Annotated in this window: 32 protein-coding genes; 11 read left to right on the plus strand and 21 right to left on the minus strand. The window is 40.8% G+C overall.

From position 1 onward, the window contains the following. Positions 1-297: 297 nt before the first annotated feature. Positions 298-924 carry a sporulation-specific diadenylate cyclase CdaS gene (cdaS, locus tag ASG46_RS09970; RefSeq protein ID WP_056704350.1) on the minus strand — a complete coding sequence of 209 codons (627 nt, stop codon included), beginning with the start codon at positions 922-924 and terminating at the stop codon, positions 298-300. An 81-nt stretch (positions 925-1,005) separates the two neighbouring features. Here cdaS and ASG46_RS21435 point away from each other — a divergent pair, with 81 nt between their 5' ends. Further along, entirely contained in the window at positions 1,006-1,131 is a 126-nt protein-coding gene (locus ASG46_RS21435; RefSeq protein WP_003215647.1) for a hypothetical protein, read from the plus strand. A gap of 59 nt (positions 1,132-1,190) precedes the next feature. Further along, entirely contained in the window at positions 1,191-2,555 is a 1,365-nt protein-coding gene (locus tag ASG46_RS09975) for an MATE family efflux transporter (protein ID WP_047946570.1), read from the plus strand. A 21-nt stretch (positions 2,556-2,576) separates the two neighbouring features. Here ASG46_RS09975 and bshB2 read toward each other — a convergent pair whose 3' ends face one another. The 4 genes from bshB2 to rarD all read right to left on the minus strand — a co-directional run bounded on the left by bshB2 (position 2,577) and on the right by rarD (position 4,878). Further along, positions 2,577-3,242 carry a bacillithiol biosynthesis deacetylase BshB2 gene (gene bshB2 / locus ASG46_RS09980; protein WP_024718573.1) on the minus strand — a complete coding sequence of 222 codons (666 nt, stop codon included), beginning with the start codon at positions 3,240-3,242 and terminating at the stop codon, positions 2,577-2,579. Positions 3,243-3,259: 17 nt separating this feature from the next. Further along, complete coding sequence (locus ASG46_RS09985; RefSeq protein WP_008346474.1) at positions 3,260-3,610, minus strand: YojF family protein; 351 nt, start codon at positions 3,608-3,610, stop codon at positions 3,260-3,262. Continuing rightward, a complete protein-coding gene (locus tag ASG46_RS09990) occupies positions 3,607-3,888 on the minus strand; it encodes a hypothetical protein (protein ID WP_041091271.1) in 282 nt (93 codons plus the stop codon). Before ASG46_RS09990 ends, ASG46_RS09985 begins: the two co-directional genes overlap by 4 nt. Positions 3,889-3,966: 78 nt before the next feature. After that, positions 3,967-4,878 (minus strand): EamA family transporter RarD, encoded by a 912-nt coding sequence (rarD, locus tag ASG46_RS09995; RefSeq protein WP_039165518.1) that lies wholly within the window; start codon positions 4,876-4,878, stop codon positions 3,967-3,969. 86 nt (positions 4,879-4,964) lie between these two features. Here rarD and ASG46_RS10000 point away from each other — a divergent pair, with 86 nt between their 5' ends. Then, positions 4,965-5,438 carry a spore gernimation protein GerT gene (locus tag ASG46_RS10000; RefSeq protein WP_039165520.1) on the plus strand — a complete coding sequence of 158 codons (474 nt, stop codon included), beginning with the start codon at positions 4,965-4,967 and terminating at the stop codon, positions 5,436-5,438. Positions 5,439-5,478: 40 nt separating this feature from the next. Here ASG46_RS10000 and ASG46_RS10005 read toward each other — a convergent pair whose 3' ends face one another. Together ASG46_RS10005 and ASG46_RS10010 are read right to left on the minus strand one after the other, a co-directional pair. Continuing rightward, positions 5,479-5,697, minus strand: coding sequence for a hypothetical protein (locus tag ASG46_RS10005; RefSeq protein ID WP_003215921.1), 219 nt, complete (start codon positions 5,695-5,697; stop codon positions 5,479-5,481). Positions 5,698-5,772: 75 nt separating this feature from the next. Next, the gene (locus ASG46_RS10010) at positions 5,773-6,105 is read right to left on the minus strand and encodes a winged helix-turn-helix transcriptional regulator (protein WP_008346466.1); all 333 of its coding nucleotides are present in this window, start codon (positions 6,103-6,105) and stop codon (positions 5,773-5,775) included. A 141-nt stretch (positions 6,106-6,246) separates the two neighbouring features. Between ASG46_RS10010 and ASG46_RS10015 the strand changes: the two genes are divergently transcribed. The 3 genes from ASG46_RS10015 to ASG46_RS10025 all read left to right on the plus strand — a co-directional run bounded on the left by ASG46_RS10015 (position 6,247) and on the right by ASG46_RS10025 (position 8,798). After that, positions 6,247-6,864 carry a nitroreductase family protein gene (locus tag ASG46_RS10015; RefSeq protein ID WP_017359679.1) on the plus strand — a complete coding sequence of 206 codons (618 nt, stop codon included), beginning with the start codon at positions 6,247-6,249 and terminating at the stop codon, positions 6,862-6,864. A gap of 237 nt (positions 6,865-7,101) precedes the next feature. Next, the gene (locus ASG46_RS10020; protein ID WP_017359680.1) at positions 7,102-7,320 is read left to right on the plus strand and encodes a DUF3311 domain-containing protein; all 219 of its coding nucleotides are present in this window, start codon (positions 7,102-7,104) and stop codon (positions 7,318-7,320) included. After that, positions 7,305-8,798 carry a sodium:solute symporter family protein gene (locus ASG46_RS10025; protein WP_056704353.1) on the plus strand — a complete coding sequence of 498 codons (1,494 nt, stop codon included), beginning with the start codon at positions 7,305-7,307 and terminating at the stop codon, positions 8,796-8,798. The genes ASG46_RS10020 and ASG46_RS10025 overlap by 16 nt, the downstream gene beginning before the upstream one ends. 40 nt (positions 8,799-8,838) lie before the next feature. On the opposite strand, the gene ASG46_RS10030 is transcribed toward ASG46_RS10025, so the two are convergent. Next, positions 8,839-10,224, minus strand: a complete 1,386-nt coding sequence (locus ASG46_RS10030) for a S41 family peptidase (RefSeq protein ID WP_017367455.1) — start codon at positions 10,222-10,224, stop codon at positions 8,839-8,841. Between the two features lie 151 nt (positions 10,225-10,375). Here ASG46_RS10030 and ASG46_RS10035 point away from each other — a divergent pair, with 151 nt between their 5' ends. Together ASG46_RS10035 and ASG46_RS10040 are read left to right on the plus strand one after the other, a co-directional pair. Further along, a complete protein-coding gene (locus ASG46_RS10035; RefSeq protein ID WP_056704354.1) occupies positions 10,376-11,074 on the plus strand; it encodes a class I SAM-dependent methyltransferase in 699 nt (232 codons plus the stop codon). A 92-nt stretch (positions 11,075-11,166) separates the two neighbouring features. Continuing rightward, positions 11,167-11,418 (plus strand): hypothetical protein, encoded by a 252-nt coding sequence (locus ASG46_RS10040; protein ID WP_056704355.1) that lies wholly within the window; start codon positions 11,167-11,169, stop codon positions 11,416-11,418. Between the two features lie 49 nt (positions 11,419-11,467). Here the strand turns inward: ASG46_RS10040 and ASG46_RS10045 are convergent, their stop codons facing one another. The 5 genes from ASG46_RS10045 to ASG46_RS20535 form a co-directional block, all read right to left on the minus strand. Then, positions 11,468-12,298 carry a M15 family metallopeptidase gene (locus tag ASG46_RS10045; protein WP_017367458.1) on the minus strand — a complete coding sequence of 277 codons (831 nt, stop codon included), beginning with the start codon at positions 12,296-12,298 and terminating at the stop codon, positions 11,468-11,470. A gap of 68 nt (positions 12,299-12,366) precedes the next feature. After that, a complete protein-coding gene (gene deoD, locus ASG46_RS10050) occupies positions 12,367-13,062 on the minus strand; it encodes a purine-nucleoside phosphorylase (RefSeq protein WP_007500754.1) in 696 nt (231 codons plus the stop codon). A gap of 110 nt (positions 13,063-13,172) precedes the next feature. After that, entirely contained in the window at positions 13,173-13,490 is a 318-nt protein-coding gene (locus ASG46_RS10055) for a YodL domain-containing protein (protein ID WP_007500756.1), read from the minus strand. Between the two features lie 54 nt (positions 13,491-13,544). Beyond that, positions 13,545-14,153: a phosphatase PAP2 family protein gene (locus tag ASG46_RS10060; RefSeq protein WP_017359684.1), complete on the minus strand. Its 609-nt coding sequence runs from the start codon at positions 14,151-14,153 to the stop codon at positions 13,545-13,547. Positions 14,154-14,204: 51 nt separating this feature from the next. Beyond that, positions 14,205-14,375: a YozD family protein gene (locus tag ASG46_RS20535; protein ID WP_017359685.1), complete on the minus strand. Its 171-nt coding sequence runs from the start codon at positions 14,373-14,375 to the stop codon at positions 14,205-14,207. 119 nt (positions 14,376-14,494) lie between these two features. Between ASG46_RS20535 and ASG46_RS21440 the strand changes: the two genes are divergently transcribed. Next, positions 14,495-14,629 (plus strand): hypothetical protein, encoded by a 135-nt coding sequence (locus ASG46_RS21440; RefSeq protein ID WP_017359686.1) that lies wholly within the window; start codon positions 14,495-14,497, stop codon positions 14,627-14,629. Here the strand turns inward: ASG46_RS21440 and ASG46_RS10065 are convergent. The 7 genes from ASG46_RS10065 to cgeC all read right to left on the minus strand — a co-directional run bounded on the left by ASG46_RS10065 (position 14,626) and on the right by cgeC (position 20,725). After that, entirely contained in the window at positions 14,626-15,306 is a 681-nt protein-coding gene (locus ASG46_RS10065) for a hypothetical protein (RefSeq protein WP_008346441.1), read from the minus strand. The genes ASG46_RS21440 and ASG46_RS10065 overlap by 4 nt on opposite strands. 147 nt (positions 15,307-15,453) lie before the next feature. Continuing rightward, positions 15,454-15,678, minus strand: coding sequence for a YozE family protein (locus ASG46_RS10070; RefSeq protein WP_056704356.1), 225 nt, complete (start codon positions 15,676-15,678; stop codon positions 15,454-15,456). Between the two features lie 79 nt (positions 15,679-15,757). Further along, a complete protein-coding gene (locus tag ASG46_RS10075; protein WP_025207505.1) occupies positions 15,758-16,039 on the minus strand; it encodes a YokU family protein in 282 nt (93 codons plus the stop codon). A 2-nt stretch (positions 16,040-16,041) separates the two neighbouring features. Next, positions 16,042-17,442, minus strand: a complete 1,401-nt coding sequence (gene ablA / locus ASG46_RS10080; RefSeq protein WP_056704357.1) for a lysine 2,3-aminomutase — start codon at positions 17,440-17,442, stop codon at positions 16,042-16,044. Between the two features lie 116 nt (positions 17,443-17,558). Next, positions 17,559-18,935, minus strand: coding sequence for a sigma-54 interaction domain-containing protein (locus ASG46_RS10085; RefSeq protein WP_008346432.1), 1,377 nt, complete (start codon positions 18,933-18,935; stop codon positions 17,559-17,561). Positions 18,936-19,090: 155 nt separating this feature from the next. Then, the gene (locus ASG46_RS10090) at positions 19,091-20,386 is read right to left on the minus strand and encodes a glycosyltransferase family 2 protein (protein ID WP_056704359.1); all 1,296 of its coding nucleotides are present in this window, start codon (positions 20,384-20,386) and stop codon (positions 19,091-19,093) included. Positions 20,387-20,404: 18 nt separating this feature from the next. Then, the gene (gene cgeC / locus ASG46_RS10095) at positions 20,405-20,725 is read right to left on the minus strand and encodes a spore maturation protein CgeC (RefSeq protein ID WP_007500768.1); all 321 of its coding nucleotides are present in this window, start codon (positions 20,723-20,725) and stop codon (positions 20,405-20,407) included. A gap of 207 nt (positions 20,726-20,932) precedes the next feature. On the opposite strand from cgeC, the gene ASG46_RS10100 reads away from it, so the two are divergent. Together ASG46_RS10100 and ASG46_RS10105 are read left to right on the plus strand one after the other, a co-directional pair. Next, a complete protein-coding gene (locus ASG46_RS10100; RefSeq protein ID WP_007500770.1) occupies positions 20,933-21,334 on the plus strand; it encodes a hypothetical protein in 402 nt (133 codons plus the stop codon). Between the two features lie 15 nt (positions 21,335-21,349). Further along, complete coding sequence (locus ASG46_RS10105) at positions 21,350-22,312, plus strand: CgeB family protein (protein ID WP_056704362.1); 963 nt, start codon at positions 21,350-21,352, stop codon at positions 22,310-22,312. Positions 22,313-22,340: 28 nt separating this feature from the next. On the opposite strand, the gene ASG46_RS10110 is transcribed toward ASG46_RS10105, so the two are convergent. Next, positions 22,341-23,063: an acylneuraminate cytidylyltransferase family protein gene (locus ASG46_RS10110; protein WP_056704364.1), complete on the minus strand. Its 723-nt coding sequence runs from the start codon at positions 23,061-23,063 to the stop codon at positions 22,341-22,343. Positions 23,064-23,070 lie beyond the last annotated feature (7 nt).

The following is a 23,070-nucleotide window of genomic DNA, read 5'->3' on the forward strand; positions in this document are numbered from 1 at the left end:
ATAATATTACTCGACATGAAGACGTTGGGCAATACTAAATAGGTTTTAGAGCAGCAAACTCAAAATGCTAAAACAAAGCCATATCGTTTCTATCGGCTGTTTGCTGTATTTATAAACAATTTTTAAGGAATTTTTAAGTTGACGTTTAGAAATTTGTCAAAACAAGCACGTTGCTAGTTTCATAGTTCTATTCTACATGACAAATTTTTCTGTATCAAATGACTTTTTACTTAATTGCCTGTTTTTTCTCCTCAATAAAAAAAGCACCCTTCCCAAAGAAGAATGCTGTTTTCATGTTTACTTTCTGATTTCTTGGTCTTTTACAGTTAACGGATAGAGGACGCCTTCTTTCGCAAACGACATTTTCCCTGTTTCTTCTGATACCACAAGAACAAGGGCATCAGTCATGCCAGAAAGTCCAATGGCCGCCCGGTGTCTTGTGCCTAGAGAAGGGCTGACTTTTTTTGAGGTGAGCGGTAGGACATTTGCAGCGGAAACAAGCGTGTTTTCTTTTACTAAAAGGGCGCCATCATGAAGTGGGTTTCCAGGATAGAAAATGCTTTCTATTAATGATGCGCTAATTTTCGCATGGAGGTTTGTCCCTTTTTGTATATAATCCTCCACCTCATCTCTCCTTTGAATCACAATCAGTGCGCCATGCTTTTGTTTTGATAAGTTCTCAATGGCTAAAGAAAATTGAGAAAAACCTGGTGTGAATTCTTCCATATATGCTTGTAAATAAAACGAGGAAGCCTCTGCATGCATTTCATTAAACTGATCATGCAATGATTCGAGTTCACAAAGAAGGCATTGTTCCGTCTGGTCAAGTGAATCGACGATTTTCCTTGCATCCATCATAATTTGCGTTAAATGAGATTTCATTTCTAACTTAAACATCGCTTCTTCATTTGTGCGATTGATCATCTCACCATGTCCCTCCTTCTTTCGCTTGTGTCATAAAATAACAAATTGTGCACATTCTATTTGTATGGAGGTGAATTCAATATGACCATTCAAAAAGTGATTCAATATGCTTGCAGCATTTTAGGTGTTGTCAGTCTTTCTTTTATTTATGCCCAAATGTTCAAAAAAACGAAGCCCTCAAAGAAAAATAATCCGACGGAGAATTGATTTTTTTACATAGCGTGATATAATTCCTCTCGTTATTTCTGTTCAGAGAGGAACTTATGATGAGAGAAACGAATAGTATTCGAGCAAAGTTGGCACAATTTTTAACCATATTGATTCCGATTTTAATTACACAAGCAGGTCTTTCGCTCATCACATTTTTAGACACGGTGATGTCTGGAAAAGTGAGTGCAGAAGACCTAGCAGGTGTAGCCATCGGTTCGAGCATTTGGACACCTGTTTATACTGGTCTCGCTGGTATTTTAATGGCTGTTACCCCTATAGTGGCTCAGCTGATGGGAGGCGGCCGCAGGGAAGGTGTTCCTCGTGCAGTATTTCAGGCCATTTATTTATCTTTTCTTTTAAGTATCGTGGTGATTGTCATTGGATCGTTGTGTGTTCCTTTTATTTTAGGGAGACTTGGGCTTGAACCATCCGTAGAAATCATTGCCCGTCATTTTCTCAGCTTCCTTGCTATTGGAATCATCCCGCTTTTTGGTTATTCAGTCATGAGATCGTTCATTGATGCATTAGGAAAAACACGTGTGACGATGTTCATTACGTTAACCGCACTTCCTATTAATTTTGTTTTAAATTATCTCTTTATTTTTGGAAACTTTGGGTTTCCAAAGCTAGGCGGTGCAGGGGCAGGTCTTGCATCTGCGCTGACGTATTGGGCGATTTTCATCATGAGTATTTGTATTGTCATCAAAGCCGAACCGTTTGCGTCCTTTCGGTTGTTTCAGACATTACCTCGCTTTAACGTCTCCCGAATGGGTCAAATACTGAAAATCGGTATCCCTATTGGGTTTGCGATCTTTTTTGAAACAAGTATTTTTGCAGCTGTCACGCTCTTAATGGGTCACTTTGATACCGTGACAATCGCCAGTCACCAAGCAGCGATGAACTTTGCTTCTATTTTATATATCCTGCCGCTTAGTATCTCAATGGCTTTAACGATTGTTGTAGGTTTTGAAGCCGGTGCCATGCGGTATAAAGACGCAAAAAGCTACAGCTATATTGGCATTGCAACAGCTGTTTTGTTCTCATTATGTACCGCAGCACTCATCTTGTTATTTAGACCTGAGATCGCTGGTTTATATACAACTGAATCAGCTGTTTTACAAATGACACAGCACTTTTTGATGTATGCGATCTTTTTCCAGCTGTCAGATGCGATCGCCGCACCAATTCAGGGAGCTCTACGCGGGTATAAAGATGTGAATTATACACTGATTGCTGCGTTTGTCTCTTACTGGGTCATCGGCCTTCCAGCTGGCTACTTGATTGGCACGTATACCTCATTTGGAGCGTTCGGTTATTGGATTGGTCTGATTACTGGGCTTGCCGCAGGTGCCATCGTCCTATTTGTTCGTCTCAGGTTAATTGAAAGACGTATGCATTCTGCAACAGGAAAAGGCAGCTGACTGAAGTCAGCTGCCTTTCATTTAGTCATTCCATTGATACGTCCAGAAAATTTCTTCATCAAACCATTTTTGAACGACTGGTTCTTTGTTTTTCAACTTTTGTTCAAGCTCTCTTAGCATGCCTTCTGTTTGTGTTCTATGCGCTCTTAGTGCATTTAATTTGATATCGGCTACATCCGTAATATCAATCACAATATCGGCATTTCCTAGCACTTCTTCTCGATTTTTCGTAATGGCCATGCAGTATGTGACGGGACGGTCTTCTTTTTTCTTGCGGTATAGAGCACGAATGACCGCTTCACCTGTCGCGTCATGATCAGGGTGTACACCATGACCTGGATAAAATGTGACAATAAGGGTTGGTTTCACTTCATCAATAATACTTTCCATCACATCCGCTAAATACTCATCATCTTCAAATTCCAACGTTTTATCCCGAAGACCAAGCATACGCAAGTCTGTGACATCCATTTCTTTACATGCATTGATTAATTCCTGTTTTCTTAATTCAGGAAGTGTCTCACGGTTAGCATATGTTGGACTTCCCATATTTCTTCCCATTTCTCCAAGTGTCCCGCATGCATACGTCACTGGAATTCCACGTTTTCTGCTTTGCGCGATGAGCCCTGCGACCCCGAAGGATTCATCGTCGGGGTGAGGCAGCATCACAAGTACATGTTCGTTCATCACTGTTCCCCTCTCTCCTACACCTGAAATGGTGTTTCACTAATTTGTAATGAGATCGCTAGTTTTCCGTCTGGCAGGTGTCCTGCTAACAGCAGGCGGCCTTGTTCATCAAACACGTAATCGGTTAAACCTTCTGCGTAAATCCAGCCATCTTCTGTTTTCATCCCGACACGGTATGGACCTTGTCCTTTTATTTTTGCCTGTGAATAGACGACTTTTGCGTTGCGGATATACGCCACGACCGTCATATTTTGCTCATTCACATGAGCTGAATAAGAACCAGTTGTCGTTTCAAGATGAACGAAGACTGGCCGATTTAAAAACGATTCAAGATGTGCTGTGACATCTTCCGTTTGAATTGGTTTCATGAGTGGTTCCTTCCTTCATTTTGAATTAGTTCTCGCAGCTTTTTTGTATGTAAGCTGATCAGCTGTAGTTGATGACCCTGTTCAATCGTGCTTTCTAAAATTCTTTCCACAGCGAGTACATACTTTTGATGTAATGACTTTCTTGCGCGAGGATGGGTGCGTGCATCAAGCAAATCATCTTGTATCGCCTCGTGTAATGAAGTCATATCCACTACATCAAGCTGCCGATTTTTCCATAAAGATTGATAAGCGTGTGCAAGCTCATCGACTGATGACATGTGATCACCTCTACAGTTTTGGTAACAACTTATTATGACATGATCCGCCTGCAAAAAAAAGCAAACTGCTTCGTCTCTTTAATGAGAATTCGCTGTTTTTTTCATTCGCAGTTGAGAGGTTGTAAATAGTAAAATCGCCACCCAAATACAGAGGAATGTCACGATTTTTGCTGCAGATAAGTGTTCGTGATACACAAACAGCCCCAAAAAGAGTGTAATGGTCGGTGCAATATACTGCAAAATACCAACTTGATATAAAGGAATTCTTTTGGCCCCTTCAGAAAATAAAAGAAGCGGTACAGCTGTAAAGACACCTGCAAAAAATAATAGCCCAAGAGAGCCGAAGCTGCTCGGATTCATCGTGACAACAGGTTCTTTTAAGAAGAAGAATAAGTAAACAAGCGCAGCTGGTGCAAGAAGCAGTGTTTCAATGGTTAATCCAATGGCACTCGTAAAACTCATCCTTTTTTTAATCAGCCCATAAAACCCAAAACTAAAAGCCAATACGAAAGCCACGACAGGAAATGAGCCGTACTGAACAGTTGAGATGATGACCCCAGCTGCGGCAATGAGAATGGCGGTGGTTTGCATTTTATTCAGTCGTTCTTTTAAGAAAATGATGCCTAGTAAAACTGATACAAGCGGATTAATATAATACCCTAAACTCGCTTCCAGCATAAGATCGTGATTTACCGCCCAAATGTATACATACCAATTGACCGAAATTAAAATAGCCGATAAAAGTAATGAAAAAAGTGCTTTTCCATCTATCATCAGACCTTTCACAGTCTGCATCGCTGGACGGACTTGCTTTAAATATAAAAGAATACCGCACATAAAAATAAAGGACCATACTATTCTGTGCGCTAAAATTTCGCCTGACGAAATATGCTCCATCAGTTTCCAATATAATGGGAACAATCCCCATAATGTAAAAGATGCAGCCGTATATAAGACACCTTTTGATTGTTGTTCGTTCAATCTAACCATTCCTTTCTAAACCTATCGTATATTATAGCACGCACATCACTTTATGGGCATATACTAATTCAGGGCATTTAGAAAGGATGATTTGCATGTTTGACTGGAACCGATTATTTCCTTTTCAAAAGCAATTTTCAAAAGAAGCGTTAAAAAATTCAGATCCTAAAGACGTTGAGCAATATGTCAATCAAGTCATGGAAAGTGTTTTCGGCTCCAATTATTCTGCTCAATTCCCCTTTCAGGATCCGCTGTCTCAGCAGAAGAAAACAAGAGAGACAGACGATAAAAAAAAGAAAGAGCCGAATGTTGAAGTATTTGAGACGACAGATCACGTGTTTGTCAAAATAGAGCTCGATCGTCCGAACACGGAAAAAGTAAAAATCAAACATACAGCCAATCTGCTGTTTATTGATCATTTTCCTGAAGAGAATAAACAAAAGAAGGTTGTCCTGCCTGCTGCTGTGAAAAGAAAAGGAACAAAGGCTTCGTATCAAGATGGTATTTTAGAAATTATGTTTTTAAAGCATGATGATCCAGGCATTTCTGAAATTGATATTCCATTATAAAAAGCCTGCTTTGAAATGGAAGCAGGCTTACTCTTTTTTCTTAATAATATGGTGGATATCCGCCGCCATAAGGTGGTGGAACAGGCGGTGGTGGTGGCGGGTAATATGGACGAGGATAATTAAAAATCGCACTTCCTAGAAATCCGCCAAGCAGTCCGCCGACTAAAGGAGCGCCAAAACCAAAAAACAAAGGGACTCTAGATTCATATGGCGGAATGCCAGGGGCACCGCCTCGAAAATACGGAGTATGAGGGTACATGCTTTTCTCCTCCTTTGTCATGTGCCTAACATCAGCATATTCATTAGGAGACAAAACGTTTGGGCAAACCTAAAACTAGGCTTGCTCCTTTTTTACATGAGATCCAGCATACTCCCCTGCCCAGCGCGATACTTCTCCGAACACACCATGTAATGCACTCCCTTTTTCGGTTAGACAATAGATGACTTTGACTGGCGTTTCAGGAAGTACAGTGCGCTTTATGATTCCTTCTTGCTCAAGCTCTTTTAAGCGTTCTGCGAGCATTTTTTGACTGATGGATGGAATAATGTCCGTCAGGTCTTTAAACCGCTTCGGACCATCAAGCAATACATGAATGATGAGACCATTCCACCTTTTGCCAAGAAGCAAAAAAGCTTGCTGAATGTTTGGACATAATTGAAATTCCATATATTTCAGCCTTTCTTTTCATAATCGTTTGACAAACTAACGGTATACAATTTAAAATATATCTCTAGTTACAATAAGTAAGTTTCTCACTTTTTTATTTATTGTACCATACTATTTGCAAAAACGGGAGGAAATATCCATATGGCGAGCGATCAAAAAACGATTGACATTTTAAAAGAAAGAGCTTCAGTAAAAGAGTATGATACAACTCATGAAATGACAAAAGAAGAGTTAACAGAGCTTCTTGATATCACAACAAAAGCACCATCTGCTTGGAACCTTCAGCATTGGCATTTCACTGTTTTCCATAGTGCTGAATCAAAAGCAAAGCTTCTTCCAATTGCTTACAACCAAAAACAAGTCTCTCAAGCATCAGCTGTGATTGCTGTGCTAGGTGACCTTGAAGCCAATCTAAAGGGTGAAAAAATCTACAGTGAGCTAGCAGAACAAGGCTTCATCACAGAAGATATTAAAGAAACACTGATGACGCAAATCAATGGTGCTTACCAAAGCGAGCAATATGCACGTGAAGCTGCGTATTCAAACGCTTCGTTAGCTGCTATGCAGTTAATGATTGCGGCGAAAGCAATGGGATATGATACATGCGCAATGGGCGGTTTCAGCAAAGAAGCGTACGTAAAAGAATTCAATGTGAGTGGTCGATACGAACCAGTGATGTTGATTTCTGTCGGGAAAGCAGCAAAAGAAGCTCACAAAAGCAATCGTTTTGACATCGAAGAAGTATCTGATTTCCTATAAAAAACGGCACAGTCTCAGCGTCATGCTGGGGCTTTTTTATTTGCTCTAAATATTATTTTTCCATACTTATTTTCAAGTCTTCCTTTCTCATTCTTCAGTATTTACCTCTTTTTAAAAATGAAAGCGTTATATTAGTATGATATTCATAAAAATGATTGTTTTTTCTGAAAATGGTCTTGTGATCTAATCTGACAACTGCTATTATTATGAAATTACAAAATATTAGAGGAGGAAAACATGAACAAAAAACTGATACTGGCGCTACTCATCGCGATTCCATTCATTGGACAGCTTGCACTGCTCCCCTTTGTGAATCGTATTCATCCATTTGTCATCGGGCTGCCTTTTTTCCACTTCTGGCTCTTACTATGGATTGTACTCACACCCGTTTGCACATTTATCATTTACAGGATGCAACATTCAAATGGAGGAACTGACGAATGCAAGGAAACTTAACAGCTTTATTGATTACTGCAAGTATCATTTTCATCGTCGTGGTCATCGGTTTTGCCGCTGGTCGTGATAAATCATCAAGACAATCAGTCGAAGAATGGTCTGTTGGCGGAAGAAAATTTGGCGGGCTTCTCGTCTGGTTCCTTGTTGGCGCAGACTTATATACTGCTTATACCTTTTTAGGGCTCACAAGTACAGCTTATACAGCGGGAAGTGTTGCTTTTTTCGCTATCCCCTATTCAGTTCTTGCTTATTTTATTGCGTATTTCTTCTTACCAAAACTTTGGACGGTTGCAAAAAATCACAAGCTGACAACACTTGCTGATTATGCACGTGAGCGATTTGACAGTAAACTGTTATCTAGTTTGATTGCCATTGTTGGTGTACTCATGCTCATACCATACATTTGTCTTCAGCTAAGCGGGATTCAAGATACGTTAACTGTCGCTGGAACGAGTTATATTAATGTGAATGCAGTTGTTATGATTTCATTTATTTTAGTTGCACTTTATACATTTTTCAGTGGTATTAAAGGTCCTACATATACAGCCATTATTAAAGATATTCTTGTTTGGGTGATCATGCTCTTTATGGTCGTTTCCCTCCCGATTATTCATTTTAACGGCTGGACACCAATGATGAATACGTTAGCAAAGGAGGCCCCACAGCTTCTGACGATACCTGAAAGCGGCCCTAAAGGCATTTTGTGGTTTATTACCGCATCAGGTGTTTCTGCACTCGCATTATTTATGTGGGCTCATGCAGCAACTGGCGTTTTCACAGCCAAAAGCGCAGATGCCATCCGTAAAAACAGTATGTTTTTACCTCTTTACAACATTGTATTGATTTTGGTCATCTTCCTTGGCTTCATTGCCTTTTTAGTCTTACCGGAAGATACAAATCCAAGATTTGCTCTTCTTCATTTAATTCAGACGTCATATGGCGGCGTGATGCAGGGGCTTGCGTATTCAACGATTGCACTTGCTTCTCTCATTCCATGTTCGATCATGGCCATTGGGGCGTCGAATTTATTTGCCAATAATTTGTACCGTGATTTAATCCATCCAACTGTGTCACCTAAACGGTTAACGATCATTACACGTTCGATGGTATTTATCGTGATCGGTCTTGCTCTTTTATTCGGAATGCTGTTCCCGACTGCGCTTGTCACGCTTCAGCTGATCGGTGTTTCTGGAATGGTTCAAATTTTCCCAGCCATTGCCATCAGCTTGTTCTGGAAAAAACAATCGAGAGAAGCAACGATTGCGGGGCTCATCGTAGGAATTATCGTGACCTTTACAGCGAATATGACACAAATGACATTCGGCCTTTATGAAGGCTTTCTCGGTTTACTAGCAAACGTTGTGGTCATCTTGATATTGAATCCATTCTTCCAGAAGAATGTCACATCTAATTCTGTGACAAGTGATTTGTTTGAAAAGAATGGGAAAACAACGGAACCTGTGGCTAACAAAGCGTAACACAAGAAAAAAAGCAGTCCCCTGATGAGGACTGCTTTTTCTATTTCATTTCTTTTTTCAACACTTCAATGGCTTTTTTCATTTGCGTATCATTTTTCTTGAGCTTATCTTGGATGTTTGTCATCAGTACCGTCGTTGTGTCCCCTGTCAGAATACCATCAGCCTTCAGATCGTGATCTGATTGGAAACTTTTCACGACCGACTGGAATGCTTGATCATATTCTCCATTGGCTTTTGCTTTGTAGCCAAGCGCTTGGAACATTTTTTGAGCCGCTTTGACTTCATCTCCATCATCATTCAGTTGATACGTCTTTTTCGGACTTAAGTATGGCAGCTTCGCATAACTCGGCAGAGATGCTTTCACCTGTGGCTCAATTCCTTTTTTGTGAATCCAAGACCCGTCTGGTGTCAACCACTTGGCAATGGTTAATTTCACACTAGAACCATCATTGTAGCTTTGCGCATTTTGAACAGTCCCTTTACCAAATGTCTTTTCTCCAACAAGTTGAATGCTAGAGGATTGGTGCAGAGCTGCCGCCATGATTTCAGCAGCACTCGCTGAACCGCCGTTTACAAGAACAACTGTCGGCTGATGAACTTTGCGTTCTTTTTCCGCTTTGTACACTTGTTTCTTTCCTTTTTCCTCAACCTGCATAATGACTTTTCCTTTATCGATAAAGTCATTGCTCATTTCAATTGCTTCTGTCATAATGCCGCCTGGATTATCTCTCAGATCAATGACAAAACCTTTTGCCCCTTTTTTCTCGAGGTCATCAATCGCTTTATCTAACTCTTTAGACGTGGTTTCAGCAAAAGACGTGATTTGGATTTCGCCTATTTTATCTTTTGTTAGTTTTGCATACACCGTTTCAAGTGGAATCGTATCTCTTGTGATCGTGACATCCACATTTCCAACACCTTGTCGGTTCAAATGCAGTTTGACATCCGTTCCTTTTTTCCCTCTGATAAGAGAAACGGCTTTATTCACTGACATGCCTTTTGTACTTTTACTATCCACTTTTAAAATACGATCATGAGGTTTCAAACCAGCTTTTTCAGCAGGAGAGCCTTTAATCGGTGCGACAATTAAAATTTGTCCATCCTTCTCTTCTACTTGTGCACCAATTCCTTCAAATGAAGATGAAATGGTGTTGTTAAACCCTTCGGCTTCCTCCTGATCCATATATGTAGAGTATGGATCATCAAGTGATGCAATCATTCCTTGAATCGCACCGTCTACTAGTTTTTGATCATCCGTTTTTTCGTAATACTCGTTTTTTACCTTCGTATATGCAGCCATGAGTTTACTAAACTTCTCATCTCCTGAAACGCTGACAGCACCTTGTTTTGTGATCACAAATGTAATCGCTGAGGAAAGCGCTGCTGTCACCAGAATGGCTATCACGAACTTGAATTGTTTTTTCAAAAAAACACCACCTTTATCTCCTTTCATTATTATCAAGGACGATTCTTCATCCGTCAACCAAAGGATCAAACTTCTATTTGAAAAGATAAGCCATTTCGCCTTGCAATGCATAATCTTTAGAGAGAAACATGATAAAGAAAGAAGGGATTCCATGAGTGACTATGTAGAAATGCTTGCCTATTTTGGTGTATCAGGTGCCCATCCTGGCGGAATTGAGCTAACAAAAACGATGATTGAGCATCTTCACTTGGCGTCTGACGATCGTATACTGGATGTTGGATGCGGCACAGGACAAACAGCCGCCTATCTAGGACATTTAGGTTATGAAGTAGAGGCGATTGATACACACCCTTTGATGATTGAAAAAGCCAATCTGCGATTCGAGCGGGAACAACTACCTTTCCGTGCACAGCAAGCATCGATCGAACACCTGCCATTTGCGGATGACTCGTTCTCTCTACTGATCAGTGAATCTGTTTTAAGCTTTACCCATTTACCTGCTGCGCTTGCTGAGATCAAACGGGTGCTTGCTCCTGGAAAGCAATTGATCGCAAATGAGGCTGTGTTAAAAGTGCCGCTCCCCTCAAAAGAACAGGCAACCATTCGGGAGTTTTATGGGTTTCACTCCCTCTTTTCATTTCCTGAATGGAAAAAAAAGTTAGCGTCCGCAGGATTCCGTGACATTCAGATTCTCTCATTTGATGAACACATGGTGCAGGAAGAGCCGACCGAAATGGAATTATCAGATCAAATACCATCTTCTCTTTATGATACATTACAGACACACTATGACCTGATTCAAACACACCGAGAACATCTGAGTCACCTTGTATTTGAATGTACAGTATAAAATGAGCGAATCTCCTATATGTTTTGTCCAAACTCTATGAAGTCTTTCGCATAGGATAAGAGTGAAAAGAGTTTGTCATAAGGAGGAAAAACATGGAGCGCTACTATAAACTTTGTCAGCAGCATATGGGGAAAGTAGCTAGAATTACTGATCGAAATGGCAGAGTACATGTTGGACGTATTGAGCGGGTGTCAAACCGCAAAGTTTATATCCGGCCAGTCGGCGGGTCCCGCGGGGGCTTTGGTTATGGTTATTACGGAGGCTATTATGGCTGGGGTCCAGCTTATGGCATCGGTCTCGGTTTTATTACCGGCTTCGCATTAGCAGGTTTGCTCTTTTTTTAAAACGGCGTATAAAAGAAGGCCTCCCAGCTTCGGGAGGCCTTTTATTTGTTTATATTTTCTTCACTTTGTTCATATACTCTTCGAATGTTAAATCATGATCGTGCATCGCTTTTGCAGCTTCTTTCCCTACATAGCGCAAGTGCCACGGCTCATATTCATATTTCGTGATGTCTTCTTTCCCTTTTGGATAACGGATGATAAAGCCATATTTATAAGCGTTTTTGGCTACCCATTTACCATCAGGTGTTTCACCAAATTTTTCAGAGATTTCAAAGCCGGCACTTTTTGAGGAAATATCCATAGCTAAACCTGTTTGATGTTCACTTTCGCCTGGTAAGGCTACGGCTTCTTGTGCTTTTTCTTTCCCTTTTAGTTTCACTTCACTATCAAAAATGACTTTTTGACGATCATAGGAACGATAGCCCGATACTGCAGCAAGCTCAAAGTTTTCCTTTTTAGCACCTTTGAATAACTTCGCAAGTGCCTCCGCTGCTTCTTTTCGAATATATCGTTTTTCAATATCCTCTGAAAAAGAGAATTCCACTTTTGGTACAACGAGATCAGAAGGTTTATAGGTTCCTGGCAGTGCATATTCTTTGTTCACTAAAGCAAGCACATTTTCAGGGTTTTGAATGGTCTTCAGTCCGCTCACTACCTTGATGTCATTGAAATATTCACTCTTTAACGTCAGCTCTTGATTAGATGAATCTGCCGTATCGTTTGAGTTTTGCTGGGGTGATGAACTTGCTGCGTTCTTTTGTTCGTTTGTTTTGTTAGATTCAGTGGTACCGCTTTTCTGATCCAGCAACTGGCAGCCTGATAATGCGGCCGTCAAACCAAGAATCGATGCGATTGAGAGTATTTTATAGCTTTTCTTCATGACATACCTTCCTTTTGCTCTACTAAAAAAATAAAGATGCGCTACATCGTAGCACACCCTTTATACTATTATAAAACAGAATCTAGTGCAATTAAGATCATTTCGTCAAATGTCGTTTGACGCTCTTCAGCAGTTGTTTCTTCTCCTGTTAGCACATGATCGCTCACTGTCAGAATCGACAACGCTTTTCTGCCAAATTTTGCAGCAAGCGTATAAAGAGCCGTTGTCTCCATTTCGATCGCTAGAATTCCATATTGGTCCATCAGCTCAAGTGGTTTTTCATTATAAAACTGGTCTGCTGTAAATACATTCCCAACACGCACAGCTACATTTTTCGCTTCTGCTGTGTCGTAGGCTTTTTTCAGTAAACCAAAATCAGCACATGGTGCGTAATCAATCGGTCCAAATGCCACACGGTTCATTTGAGAATCTGTTGATGATGTTTGAGCTAAGATGACGTCACGTACATTGACATCTTTTTTGATCGCTCCGCAAGAACCAACACGGATTAAGTTTTGAACATCATAGCTTTGGATCAGCTCATTCACATAGATCGAAATAGACGGTACGCCCATTCCAGTACCTTGTACAGAAATGCGTTTTCCTTTATATGTCCCAGTATAACCATACATGCCGCGCACTTCGTTATAGCACACTACATCTTCTAAATATGTATCTGCAATATATTTCGCACGAAGCGGATCGCCTGGCAGCAATACCGTTTCTGCAATTTGTCCTTTTTCTGCTCCAATATGTACACTCATTTTTTAGCCTCCACTTACGTTTAACATGTGTTTAGTCCCATTTATTATAAACGATTGCGTTCAAAAAAGAAAATACCAGCTGAAAGTAAAGCTGGCATCGTCGTTTATATTTAACTCATCGTCATTAGGCGTTCACTGCGTTTCCATCCTGCCGGAAAGAGCTGGTAGTAGCACTTCCCTTTTTTCTGGTCATCAATCACAACGATATCCCCAGTTGTGATAAACCGTGCATTGTAATCATTAGGGACTGTATCTTGTACATTAAATGTCGAGAATGCTTTTTCCAGTACATCAAGGTGTGTCCTGCCGCCAATCTTTGTCCGGTACACAGGCTGATGCCCGCTTTCTGCACCATATTCAGGTGTTTGATAAATGGTTAAGTGATAAGCTGAAGGTTTCTTTTGAAAAAATCTCAACGTCAATTGCATTCAAATCCCTCCCCTTTTATATAAAATTGGCTGGGATCTATGAATTTCCTTCTTCTATTTTTGTCGAATGACAGACAATTTTTCGTCAATCTTTTTACATATCAGAAATAAAGCTAGTCCTATCGCAAAGCCCCCTGCTACATCAGTGACATAATGAACACCGATATACATCCTGCTGATGCCGATCATCAGCACATAGCACCCTGTCACCATGTAGACTGCTTTTTGTCTCTTTTTCAGCCACGGAACCATTTCAATGAATAGATAGGCGATAAATGGATAGATCGTTGCTGCATTCATAGAATGTCCGCTCGGAAAGCTGTAATAGGTCTCATTCACTAGATGATCAAAAGCTGGACGCTCTCTAGCAAACAGTCCTTTCAGTTCATGATTGACCGTTTTTTCTGCTATATATAGTAGAAAAAGCAGCATAATAGAGTGGTAGCGTTTATACATAAACAGCACCACGCTAAAGATGAGCATGATTGGGACAAGCAGCGCACTGATACCAAAGTCAGTCAAAGTCAGCATGACATCATTTAAAAAAGGAAGTCTGATGTTTTCAAACGATAAGATGATCTGGTTGTCCAACTCCTGGAACATGCCAGACACCATAAGCGCTGCGATGGCGCCAAACAAAAGGAAAAAAATGATGACATACACGCGAAACAATTCCCCTCCCTTTCTACTCAGAATCTCTTCAAAGTATAGTGCCTACCACGCCTCTTCTTCAACTATCATTGCTTTCCTCAGCATATATTCAAATGTAATATCGGCAAGCTCAAACGTTTCCAGCTCAGATGGTATGTACCCTCTTTTGACCAGCTCCGTGTAGAAGAATTCTGCAATTTCCTCTGTATCAATCACCAAATCTGCTTCTTTCATTGCTTTCCGCCTCCTTTTTTATGATGTATGAACGTCGCCTTATTTTTATTACAGTTTGTCATAATGGCTCATTCCATACATATAAATGCAGTAAACGAAAAGAAAAGGGGCATGAGGCAATGAAATGGTTAAGCATTTTAGATGGACATACTTTTGATCAGGTGATGGGCCGTATCTTGAGGGGATGGTTTTATGTGATTGCTTTTTTCTGTGTTCCTTACTTTTTATTCGTGTTAGGACAAGTCTTCTTTTAACCAAAATGCTCGTTTAAACTTTCCAAAATAAAGTCCATCATATCCTTATATTCTGGGTCTTTGAAAAATTCATAGAGAATTTTATAATCATTGTAAATATCAAGAAGCTCATCCACTATAGATACAGCGAGAAATTCTAGTGATGCTTCGCTTTCTTGTTTCTCTTCTAACTGTAATAGAGCGGTTTGCACCATATCTTCCTCTATTTCTTTTGAGGTTTCTCCAACGTAATGCACAAAAAGAAGCTGATGAACAAACTGATCCATCTCATATTTTCTTAGGACAAGCGTCAAGTCTTCTTCTTCTGTTTCCAGCCATTCTCCGTCTTTTAACCTTGTCAGTTCATAAATGACATCTTCCCAGCCATCTTCAAGGTAGCGCCATATCTCAGTCCGATGGCCAATGATTTTAAATAGCTCTTTCCCGTAATCCTTTACATATACAACATCGCCAATGAGGAACTCATATTCAATGTCCAGCTTTTCTGTATCTACAATCACCCCGTCGTACTCATCGTAAAGCTGGAGTGATGTTTCAAAATAAAGCACCTCATTATGATTGACCTCATATAGATAATGTTGGTCAATTTGATGGACTTTTGTTATCGTTCCAACTGTGCCGTACATGACAACGACGACAATATCCCCTACTTTATATTTTGGTGCTTTCGCCTTCATTCTGTCTCCCCCTTGCCCGACTTTTGGTCTTAACGTATCGTATGCCGGCGCAAGGAATTCTGCATGGGCAACCACACCATGCAAAACGCCATTTTATTTCTTCATGAAAAAACCGCTTCTTCCATACGGAACAAGCGGGTGTGTGTGTTATTTTTTTTTGACTTCTACTTCGTATTGCTCAAAAGCCTCATCAAATGTCGTCATGGAGCTTAAATAGTCCCCATTTAACTCTAAATAGGCACATAGCTCATGATAATCAGTGGATACTTTAGGAAAGCTGTGATCTTCATAAGCAGCATTTGCAAAATGACTGATTTCATCCTTCGGTTTTGGATGTCTATACTTCATTAAATAATGGTAAAACGACTTCACCTGTTTTTCCCTCCGCGACACTCTATTTTGTTGTTATATTATACAGGAATTTGATGACTTGTATAGGCGGAGGTACAACTTATGAAGAAAAATCAAAGTAATTACGCTTTAATAACCGCTCCATGCTCATTAATTCTGCATATGAGATTTTTTCTGGAAGTTTTGTTTGATCGACTAAAATTAATTGATCTTCTATCTCTTTTACTGTCTCATCCTTCTGATACGTCATCCCGCAATGCGTGCAAGAAATCGAAGGCGTTTCCAAAATCTCAATCGATTGTGTGCCCGTGATGAGTTCCCAATAGACTGTGGTCTGTCCTGCGTTCGCTTTCTTCTCCTCACACCAATCACATGTCAGCAACGTTATTTCTCCTCCTTTACGGTTTGTTCTTTTTTGAGCTGGGCTTGATATTTCTTTTCTTTTAATTCATCTCGTTTTTCACGTTTGTTTTTGAGCGTATCATGTTCAGGATTCGTTTCATAAGACTCTCTTCGTTTCATTCGGCTTAAATTTTCAGGCGTAAAGGATTTTGCTTCATCCTCAAATAGAGCTGTCACGCCAATGGCCGGTTCTTTCTTTTCTTCGTAGATTTCATTAAAATACGCATCCGCTTGGCCGGCGACGTAATGTTCTGGCTCCGGATAAGAGGTGATCACACCTTCAAAGTTACGCAGGACCACTTTCTCTGGGCTTTGAGATAATAAATAATTTGGCTGTAAGGCGATCTTCCCCCCTCCGCCTGGTGCATCTACAACAAAGCTTGGCACGGCATAACCACTCGTATGTCCTCTTAAGCCTTCAATGATTTCAAGGCCTTTTGAAACCGGTGTTCTAAAGTGGCCGATCCCCTCAGATAAATCACATTGATAAATATAATAAGGTCTGACGCGAATCATGACGAGATCATGCATCAGCTTCTTCATAATTGGCACACTGTCGTTAATTCCTGCTAGGATCACCGCCTGATTGCCAACAGGGACGCCAGCATTGACAAGGCGCTCACACGCTTCTTTCGCTTCTTTTGTGATTTCAATGCTTGTATTAAAGTGAGTGTTCAGCCAAACTGGATGATATTTTTTTAAAATCTCACACAATTCATCTGTAATTCGCTGCGGAAACACGACCGGTGCACGTGTTCCAATTCGAATGATTTCAACGTGAGGAATGTCTCGTAAGTTTTTCAAAATGTATTCAAGCACTTGATCATTAATTAACAGCCCGTCACCGCCTGAAATTAACACATCCCGCACTTCAGGGGTTTCTCTAATATATCCAATGGCGGCATCTAATTGCTTTTTCGGCACGCCCATCCCGATCTGACCGGAAAAACGTCTTCTCGTACAATAGCGGCAGTACATGGAGCACTGATTTGTGACAAGAAACAGCACACGATCTGGGTAACGGTGTGTTAAACCTGGAACAGGTGAATCCTCATCTTCATGGAGCGGATCTTCGAGGTCATATTTTGTTTTATGAAGCTCTTCTGCAATCGGTACAGACTGCATACGGATTGGGCATCTTGGATCGTCTGGATTCATCAGTGAGGCATAGTAGGGTGTTATGTTGAGTGGAATGGTTTTCGTGGAAATCTTCACCCCTTCTTTTTCCTCTTCTGTTAAGTTCACGACTTTTTCTAAATCTTCAAGCGTTTTGACCGTATGCGTCAGCTGCCAAATCCAGTCGTTCCACTTTTCCTCGGGTACGTCCTTCCAAAGTTCAATGTCCTTCCAATGTCGCGCAGGTTGATACAGTTTTTGATTCATATCCATTCCCCCTATCAGCATTCACTTTATACTATGCAAGTTATGTGCCAACATGGGAAAATGCCCCTATTCTTTAGAAAAGGAGCTTTTCCGTCACATTCACCTGTTTGAAGTGCCTACTTTTCGGCATCTGTATATTTTTTTAGCTTATACTGCAATGTTTGTCGAGGAATTTTTAAAGCGGCTGCCGTTTGCTTAATATTCCCTGCGTGCTGTCTTAAAGCTTCTTGAATCAGCGTTTGTTCAAATGACGTCACTTGACTTTTTAATGAGGACTCTGGCGGATGACTTTCTATCTGATGCGTCCGCAAATGGACAGGGAGATATGCTGTGGTGATTTCTTCTGCTTCCTTTGGCATCATCAAGACGGCATGCTCGATCGTATGTTTTAATTCTCTCACATTCCCTGGCCACTGATGGGCCATAAATACTTGGACAGTTTCTTCAGAAAGGCGGTTGACGTTTTTTGAAAATTGCTGATGATACGTTTGAATAAAGTGGCTGGATAACAGCTGGATATCATGCTTCCTTGTGCGAAGCGGCGGGATATGAAATGATGACACATGCAGTCTATAAAATAAGTCTTCTCTTAACATTTGTTTTTTAACGGCTTCAAATGGGTCGATATTGAGGGCAGTAATCACTCTGACATTTACTTGAACCGCCTTTGCATCACCTATCCGGCGGACAACACCATCCTCTAACACACGCAGTAATTTTGTTTGAAGCGTAAGCGGCATCGCTTGCAGCTCATCAAGAAAAAGCGTACCACCATCTGCTAATTCAAACAGCCCCTTGCGATCTATTGCGCCCGTATAACTTCCTTTGACAGACCCGAATAAAAGACTTTCAAGCAGCGATTCTGGAAGAGCAGCACAGTTTTGCGGGATAAAGACTTGATCTTTCCGATCAGATGCATGAACAATCGCTTGTACGAGTACCTCTTTTCCTGTCCCAGTTTCCCCGAAGACCATAACCGATGAAGGATATGCAGCAGCTTTTTTCGCTTTCTCCAGCATCTCTTTTAATTGTGGGTCATTTGTTAAAAATGAAGAAAAATCGAGCATTTGAGTGGTCTCCGCGGCACCATCCGTTCGTTTTTTTTGATCTAAACGATTCGAAAGCGCCGACAGCTTCGACACATCCTTCGCTACTTCTACCGCCCCAATTAACTTGCTGCCTTCTATAATCGGCAGTGTGGTGTTGACGGTCTCAATTTTTTCTCCATTTTTATTCAAATAGGTTTGCAACGAATGATAAATGGGTTTTCCTGTTCTAAGTACATGCATGAGTGTACTTGTCTTTTCAGTTAATGAAGGATACACATCCAGTATGTACTTGCCAATCACCTCTTCTTTCGCTAAACAGTCGAACTTCGCTGCATTATGATTATAAAAGATGGTAACCCCTTGATCGTCTACAACGTGAATCGCTTCATCGATGGCTTCTAAAATTAATTCAAACCAATCCGCTCTTTCGACAACCTTCCCCACTATTTCCCCCTCACTTTCTATGCCGAAAATCCGGCACGTATTGCCCAATTTTCAGCGGCTTGATGATGTTCAACGTGTTCCCCTATCCTTTTCACGTTTCGCTTTTTCCTGTCGATCTCCTGCTTTTTTCGTCAATTCGAAAAAAAGCACCCCTCTTAGGAGGAGTGCTTTCGTCCTGACATCTGATAAAGAGACAAGTCAAATTCCTGAAGTGACTCCATATACAGCGGCACAATTGGCTTTCCTTCTTGAAAAAATGCAAATTGAGAAGGTTGTAGTTTGATTGGCTGATGGTAAAACGCAAATATTTTCACTACCTCAGGGACAATTCGGCAAAAGGTATCATGCACAAATAAATAGACATCTTGTTTCCATTTAAACAGCCGTCTATTTGGCGGGCTGAATATAGGAGATAATTGAATGATCTTGCCATCCTTAAACGTCTCCAGCTGGTGTTTTGTGACCGTGTATATCTCCTTTTGGTGAAACTGAAAATATTGCACATCACGTTTTGAAGCAAACCGTCTTTTTGTTTGATGTTCAATATAATAAAATGTTCTGCCGTTATCTGCGGTGACGACTGTATAATTTGGGACTGTCAGCGGCTCGTTCATTTCATATTTCATCGTACATAAGGAAGGAACACGAATCGCACGCCTGTTCTTTTCATTCACCCAGCGCTTGTCAATTAGATGAAGACATCCGTGAGCGATTTGATAATAAGCGCCATCTCTTTCAATCACAGTTCCGTCAATTAAATCGTAGGGCATACTCGCAAACATATGATGAAATGATTGTGGCGTTTTATATGTGGTATCTAGTACTTCTTGTAATGGAAAGAACGCAGCAAAATGATTCAGTCTCATCCAAAACACAGAGTCAGCATGATGCCAATGTTTTGGTTCGTCGGCCCAGTATTGTCCGTATTTTTCATGAATAAGCGAAAGCAGCCGGCTTCTATGCATAACAGAGCAATGGTCGACTTGAAAGGATGCATGCTCCAACACTTGATCTGCTTCTCGAACGAAGCTCGCCGTTTCCACCAAATGCTGATTCACATGCACGACACGCTGCGAGGAATAGACGATATCTATGTGAGGCTTCGATTGAAAAACCTCGACCATTTTCTCTAAACGATCTTTTCTGTAGACTGTATCATCAGTTACATAACAAACCAGCTCACCTGTTATACGTGTTAATGCTTCATTAATTAGCGTTGCATAACGTACAGTCTTCAGCCGGTTTGCAGGATGAATTTGATGAGAATACAATTGAATGCGCTTATCCACTAAATAAGGCTGCATCTTTTGGATCGTTTCTTGTTCAGAGCCATCATCCATGATCAAAAGCTCCCAATGCTGATACGTTTGTTCTACCACACTCTTTAGCACACGTTCAATGAAATCAGGTTTGTTGTAGCTTGTTAATATCACTGATACTTTCATGACCATTATCCTTTTTTAAATAGATTAAAAAGCCCCCCAGCTGACAATGTTCACATAAGGAACACTTACTCTTAGCTGATTTGTCGCATTTTTAAAGACTGCTACTGAGTCAAACAATTGTACGACAACCACGTTTTGCAGCACATCTCCATTGACTAAATGAACACGCGGCAGCGGAATGCCGAGCTCAAGCCATGGGCGTAGCAATTCTTTAATCTCTGACGCACTCCCTTCCTCACTTTCTTCTAAAAGATGAAGAAGAAGTATAATCAACACAACTTCAAGTATTCCTTCTGTTTCTAGTAATTCTTCGTTCCAGCCATTTAATAGTTGTTCAAATTCCATTCAGATTCCCTCTTTCTTCTCGTTTGATCTTTACTAGAGTATGAGGATCACTTCATTTAGCATCAGCATTTGAAAACATTTTTCAAAAATGTGTGAAGTCATTAAATGAAAAAAGAACAAGGAATGAGCATTCTGCTTATACCAAAAAAAGAGAACGGCATATACATAGTGGTGTGTTTGAATGGATGAAGAAAGGATGGGGAAAACATGAGCGAAAAGCGTGCCGAATTAAAAAAAGAGCTGTTAAAGCTGTTTTTCAAACCGCTTAGTCATGCGTTAACAGTTAATCTCGAAGAAGGAGGAGTTCAAGTGGAAGAAAAATTGAACGATTTATTTAGTGAGGTGGCAGCTGAAGCATCACCTTCAGATTCTGCTACAACACTCGACGTATCTCAACCAGCAAGATGGATTTTTGCAAGACTTGCACCTGGAACAGTCATTAGCATTGTCATGGACTCAGGTGACTTAATCGGACCCGTTCAATTCGTATCATTCGATGCTTCAACAGGTGTTGTTTTCGTCACACAAGAAAGCTCTGTGACACCTACGGGCTCTGCAACGACTCTATTAGATGTAGATAAAGTAGAAAGTGTTACGTTCACATCTTAATGTGAGAGGGCCATCATGAAGCTTCTTTATATCAGCTCTGGCTACGGTGGAATCTATCGGATGTTCGATCAATGGATAGAAGATAGCTTCATTGATTCCCCCTTTTCATGCATCAAGGTGGAAAGGGAAACTCTACCCGCTCATATGCACAAAATCCGGACATTTTCTCCGGATTTTGTTTTCATGATGATCGGTGACCATATTCCAACAGAACTGCTTCATCAATTCAAACAAGAAAAGATCCCCGTTGTACTGTGGATGACAGAAGACCCTTTTTATATAGATGTGTCAGCTGCATGCGTAAATGATGCACAGCTGATCTTAACGATTGACGAAGGTGCTTTGTCATTTTACAAACAACTAGGCGCTAATCACACGCACTACTTTCCCATTCCAACCAATACACACGTATTTCAGAAAAAAGAATCACCACATGAATCGTGCATTTATGACATTGCACTCATTGGCTACCCTTATCCAAACCGCATCAAAGCTATCGATACACTCTTACATCAAAACAAATGGCGCATTCTCGTAGCAGGAAAAGAGTGGCATCGCGTGTTGAATAAATCACGCAGACGATATCGTGATCTCTCACTGATGACCCACTGGCTGAGTCCCGAGCAGATGGCAGACATCTATCAAACATCAGCCATTGTTCTGAATCCGCACAGGCCCGCGCAATTTGCCTATAATCAAAACAAAGCCAATGTTCAAAATATGAGTCTCAACAACAGAGCATTTGATATCGCTGCAAGCGGAGGCTTTCAGTTGACGGATCTACAACCGTCACAGGCATTTTCAAGCTTCGCTTTTTACACACATGAAAACGATTTGATTAAACAGGTCGAGCACTATGTAAAAAATTCTCAACAAAGACAATCGGTTGCAGAGAACAATTACGAGCAAGTCGTTCGCTGGAACACATTTGATACGCTGCCTTACAGACTTTATGAAATAGTCAAAAGCGCCCTATGACCGGGCGCTTTTTCTAATTGCCATCATCTTATGCCGTTCCTTCTGCATCTTGTCGAGCCAATAAAATCTTCTCTGCCTTTTTCCGATCTTCCTCATTTTTCACAACAAGCGATTGCGCATGATCCATCATATATGCACCAACAGATCCTTCTAAAAAAGAATGAATGCATTCTTTTGCATATGGAACATGAAACGCATAGACAGCTCCATTTAAACGTCCATACGTATAAGGGTGCTCCTGAGTTGGTACAAAAAAATAATGATTGTCCTTATATAGGCTGGCTTCATTGGTGTCATGAAGTGTCCAAGTTTCATTTGGATTTTCTAACGCCTCTGTAAAAGAAGCCGCACAATCATATCCCCCCTCTACTAGAAGCTGCAAGCAGTTCTCAATATCTGCCGTCTGCCTTAGTGGTGATGCTGGATGCAAATACAAAACAATATCAAACGTCTTTCCCTCTCGTTCTAAATAAGCAAGTGCATGCTTCACAGCTACTAAAGAAGGTGTTTGTTCCGTCACATGTGTGCTTGGCAGTTCAATGACATTTGCTCCATAGTGGGCCGAAATGATTTGAGTATTCACATCCTCTGAAGATACGATGACTTCATCTAATTCAATCATTTGTAATAATGGCTGAATGGTCCAATAGATTAGCGGCCGCTCCGCCAATACGCGAATGTGTTCAGCATGATGCCCCTGCTTGCTGCTAAAAGCTGGTATCATGGCTAAAATACGATTTCCCCTATACATGTATGAT

This window comes from Bacillus sp. Leaf49, from assembly GCF_001426125.1.
In the GTDB taxonomy this organism is placed as follows: domain Bacteria; phylum Bacillota; class Bacilli; order Bacillales; family Bacillaceae; genus Bacillus; species Bacillus altitudinis.

Excerpts from the sequence above, each read along its gene's own strand:
- ASG46_RS10055 (WP_007500756.1), bottom strand. The coding sequence starts at position 13,490 with ATGCAATTGACGTTGAGATTTTTTCAAAAGAAACCTTCAGCTTATCAC.
- ASG46_RS09975 (WP_047946570.1), top strand. The coding sequence starts at position 1,191 with ATGAGAGAAACGAATAGTATTCGAGCAAAGTTGGCACAATTTTTAACC.
- ASG46_RS21435 (WP_003215647.1), top strand. The coding sequence starts at position 1,006 with ATGACCATTCAAAAAGTGATTCAATATGCTTGCAGCATTTTAGGTGTT.
- ASG46_RS10025 (WP_056704353.1), top strand. The coding sequence starts at position 7,305 with ATGCAAGGAAACTTAACAGCTTTATTGATTACTGCAAGTATCATTTTC.
- ASG46_RS10015 (WP_017359679.1), top strand. The coding sequence starts at position 6,247 with ATGGCGAGCGATCAAAAAACGATTGACATTTTAAAAGAAAGAGCTTCA.
- ASG46_RS10100 (WP_007500770.1), top strand. The coding sequence starts at position 20,933 with ATGAGCGAAAAGCGTGCCGAATTAAAAAAAGAGCTGTTAAAGCTGTTT.
- ablA (WP_056704357.1), bottom strand. The coding sequence starts at position 17,442 with ATGAATCAAAAACTGTATCAACCTGCGCGACATTGGAAGGACATTGAA.
- ASG46_RS10005 (WP_003215921.1), bottom strand. The coding sequence starts at position 5,697 with ATGTACCCTCATACTCCGTATTTTCGAGGCGGTGCCCCTGGCATTCCG.
- ASG46_RS10040 (WP_056704355.1), top strand. The coding sequence starts at position 11,167 with ATGGAGCGCTACTATAAACTTTGTCAGCAGCATATGGGGAAAGTAGCT.
- bshB2 (WP_024718573.1), bottom strand. The coding sequence starts at position 3,242 with ATGAACGAACATGTACTTGTGATGCTGCCTCACCCCGACGATGAATCC.
- rarD (WP_039165518.1), bottom strand. The coding sequence starts at position 4,878 with ATGGTTAGATTGAACGAACAACAATCAAAAGGTGTCTTATATACGGCT.
- ASG46_RS10065 (WP_008346441.1), bottom strand. The coding sequence starts at position 15,306 with ATGAAGGCGAAAGCACCAAAATATAAAGTAGGGGATATTGTCGTCGTT.
- ASG46_RS20535 (WP_017359685.1), bottom strand. The coding sequence starts at position 14,375 with ATGAAAGAAGCAGATTTGGTGATTGATACAGAGGAAATTGCAGAATTC.
- ASG46_RS21440 (WP_017359686.1), top strand. The coding sequence starts at position 14,495 with ATGAAATGGTTAAGCATTTTAGATGGACATACTTTTGATCAGGTGATG.
- cdaS (WP_056704350.1), bottom strand. The coding sequence starts at position 924 with ATGATCAATCGCACAAATGAAGAAGCGATGTTTAAGTTAGAAATGAAA.
- ASG46_RS09990 (WP_041091271.1), bottom strand. The coding sequence starts at position 3,888 with ATGTCATCAGTCGATGAGCTTGCACACGCTTATCAATCTTTATGGAAA.
- ASG46_RS10045 (WP_017367458.1), bottom strand. The coding sequence starts at position 12,298 with ATGAAGAAAAGCTATAAAATACTCTCAATCGCATCGATTCTTGGTTTG.
- ASG46_RS10020 (WP_017359680.1), top strand. The coding sequence starts at position 7,102 with ATGAACAAAAAACTGATACTGGCGCTACTCATCGCGATTCCATTCATT.
- ASG46_RS09985 (WP_008346474.1), bottom strand. The coding sequence starts at position 3,610 with ATGAAACCAATTCAAACGGAAGATGTCACAGCACATCTTGAATCGTTT.
- ASG46_RS10110 (WP_056704364.1), bottom strand. The coding sequence starts at position 23,063 with ATGTATAGGGGAAATCGTATTTTAGCCATGATACCAGCTTTTAGCAGC.
- deoD (WP_007500754.1), bottom strand. The coding sequence starts at position 13,062 with ATGAGTGTACATATTGGAGCAGAAAAAGGACAAATTGCAGAAACGGTA.
- ASG46_RS10035 (WP_056704354.1), top strand. The coding sequence starts at position 10,376 with ATGAGTGACTATGTAGAAATGCTTGCCTATTTTGGTGTATCAGGTGCC.
- ASG46_RS10090 (WP_056704359.1), bottom strand. The coding sequence starts at position 20,386 with ATGGTCATGAAAGTATCAGTGATATTAACAAGCTACAACAAACCTGAT.
- cgeC (WP_007500768.1), bottom strand. The coding sequence starts at position 20,725 with ATGGAATTTGAACAACTATTAAATGGCTGGAACGAAGAATTACTAGAA.
- ASG46_RS10000 (WP_039165520.1), top strand. The coding sequence starts at position 4,965 with ATGTTTGACTGGAACCGATTATTTCCTTTTCAAAAGCAATTTTCAAAA.
- ASG46_RS10105 (WP_056704362.1), top strand. The coding sequence starts at position 21,350 with ATGAAGCTTCTTTATATCAGCTCTGGCTACGGTGGAATCTATCGGATG.
- ASG46_RS10010 (WP_008346466.1), bottom strand. The coding sequence starts at position 6,105 with ATGGAATTTCAATTATGTCCAAACATTCAGCAAGCTTTTTTGCTTCTT.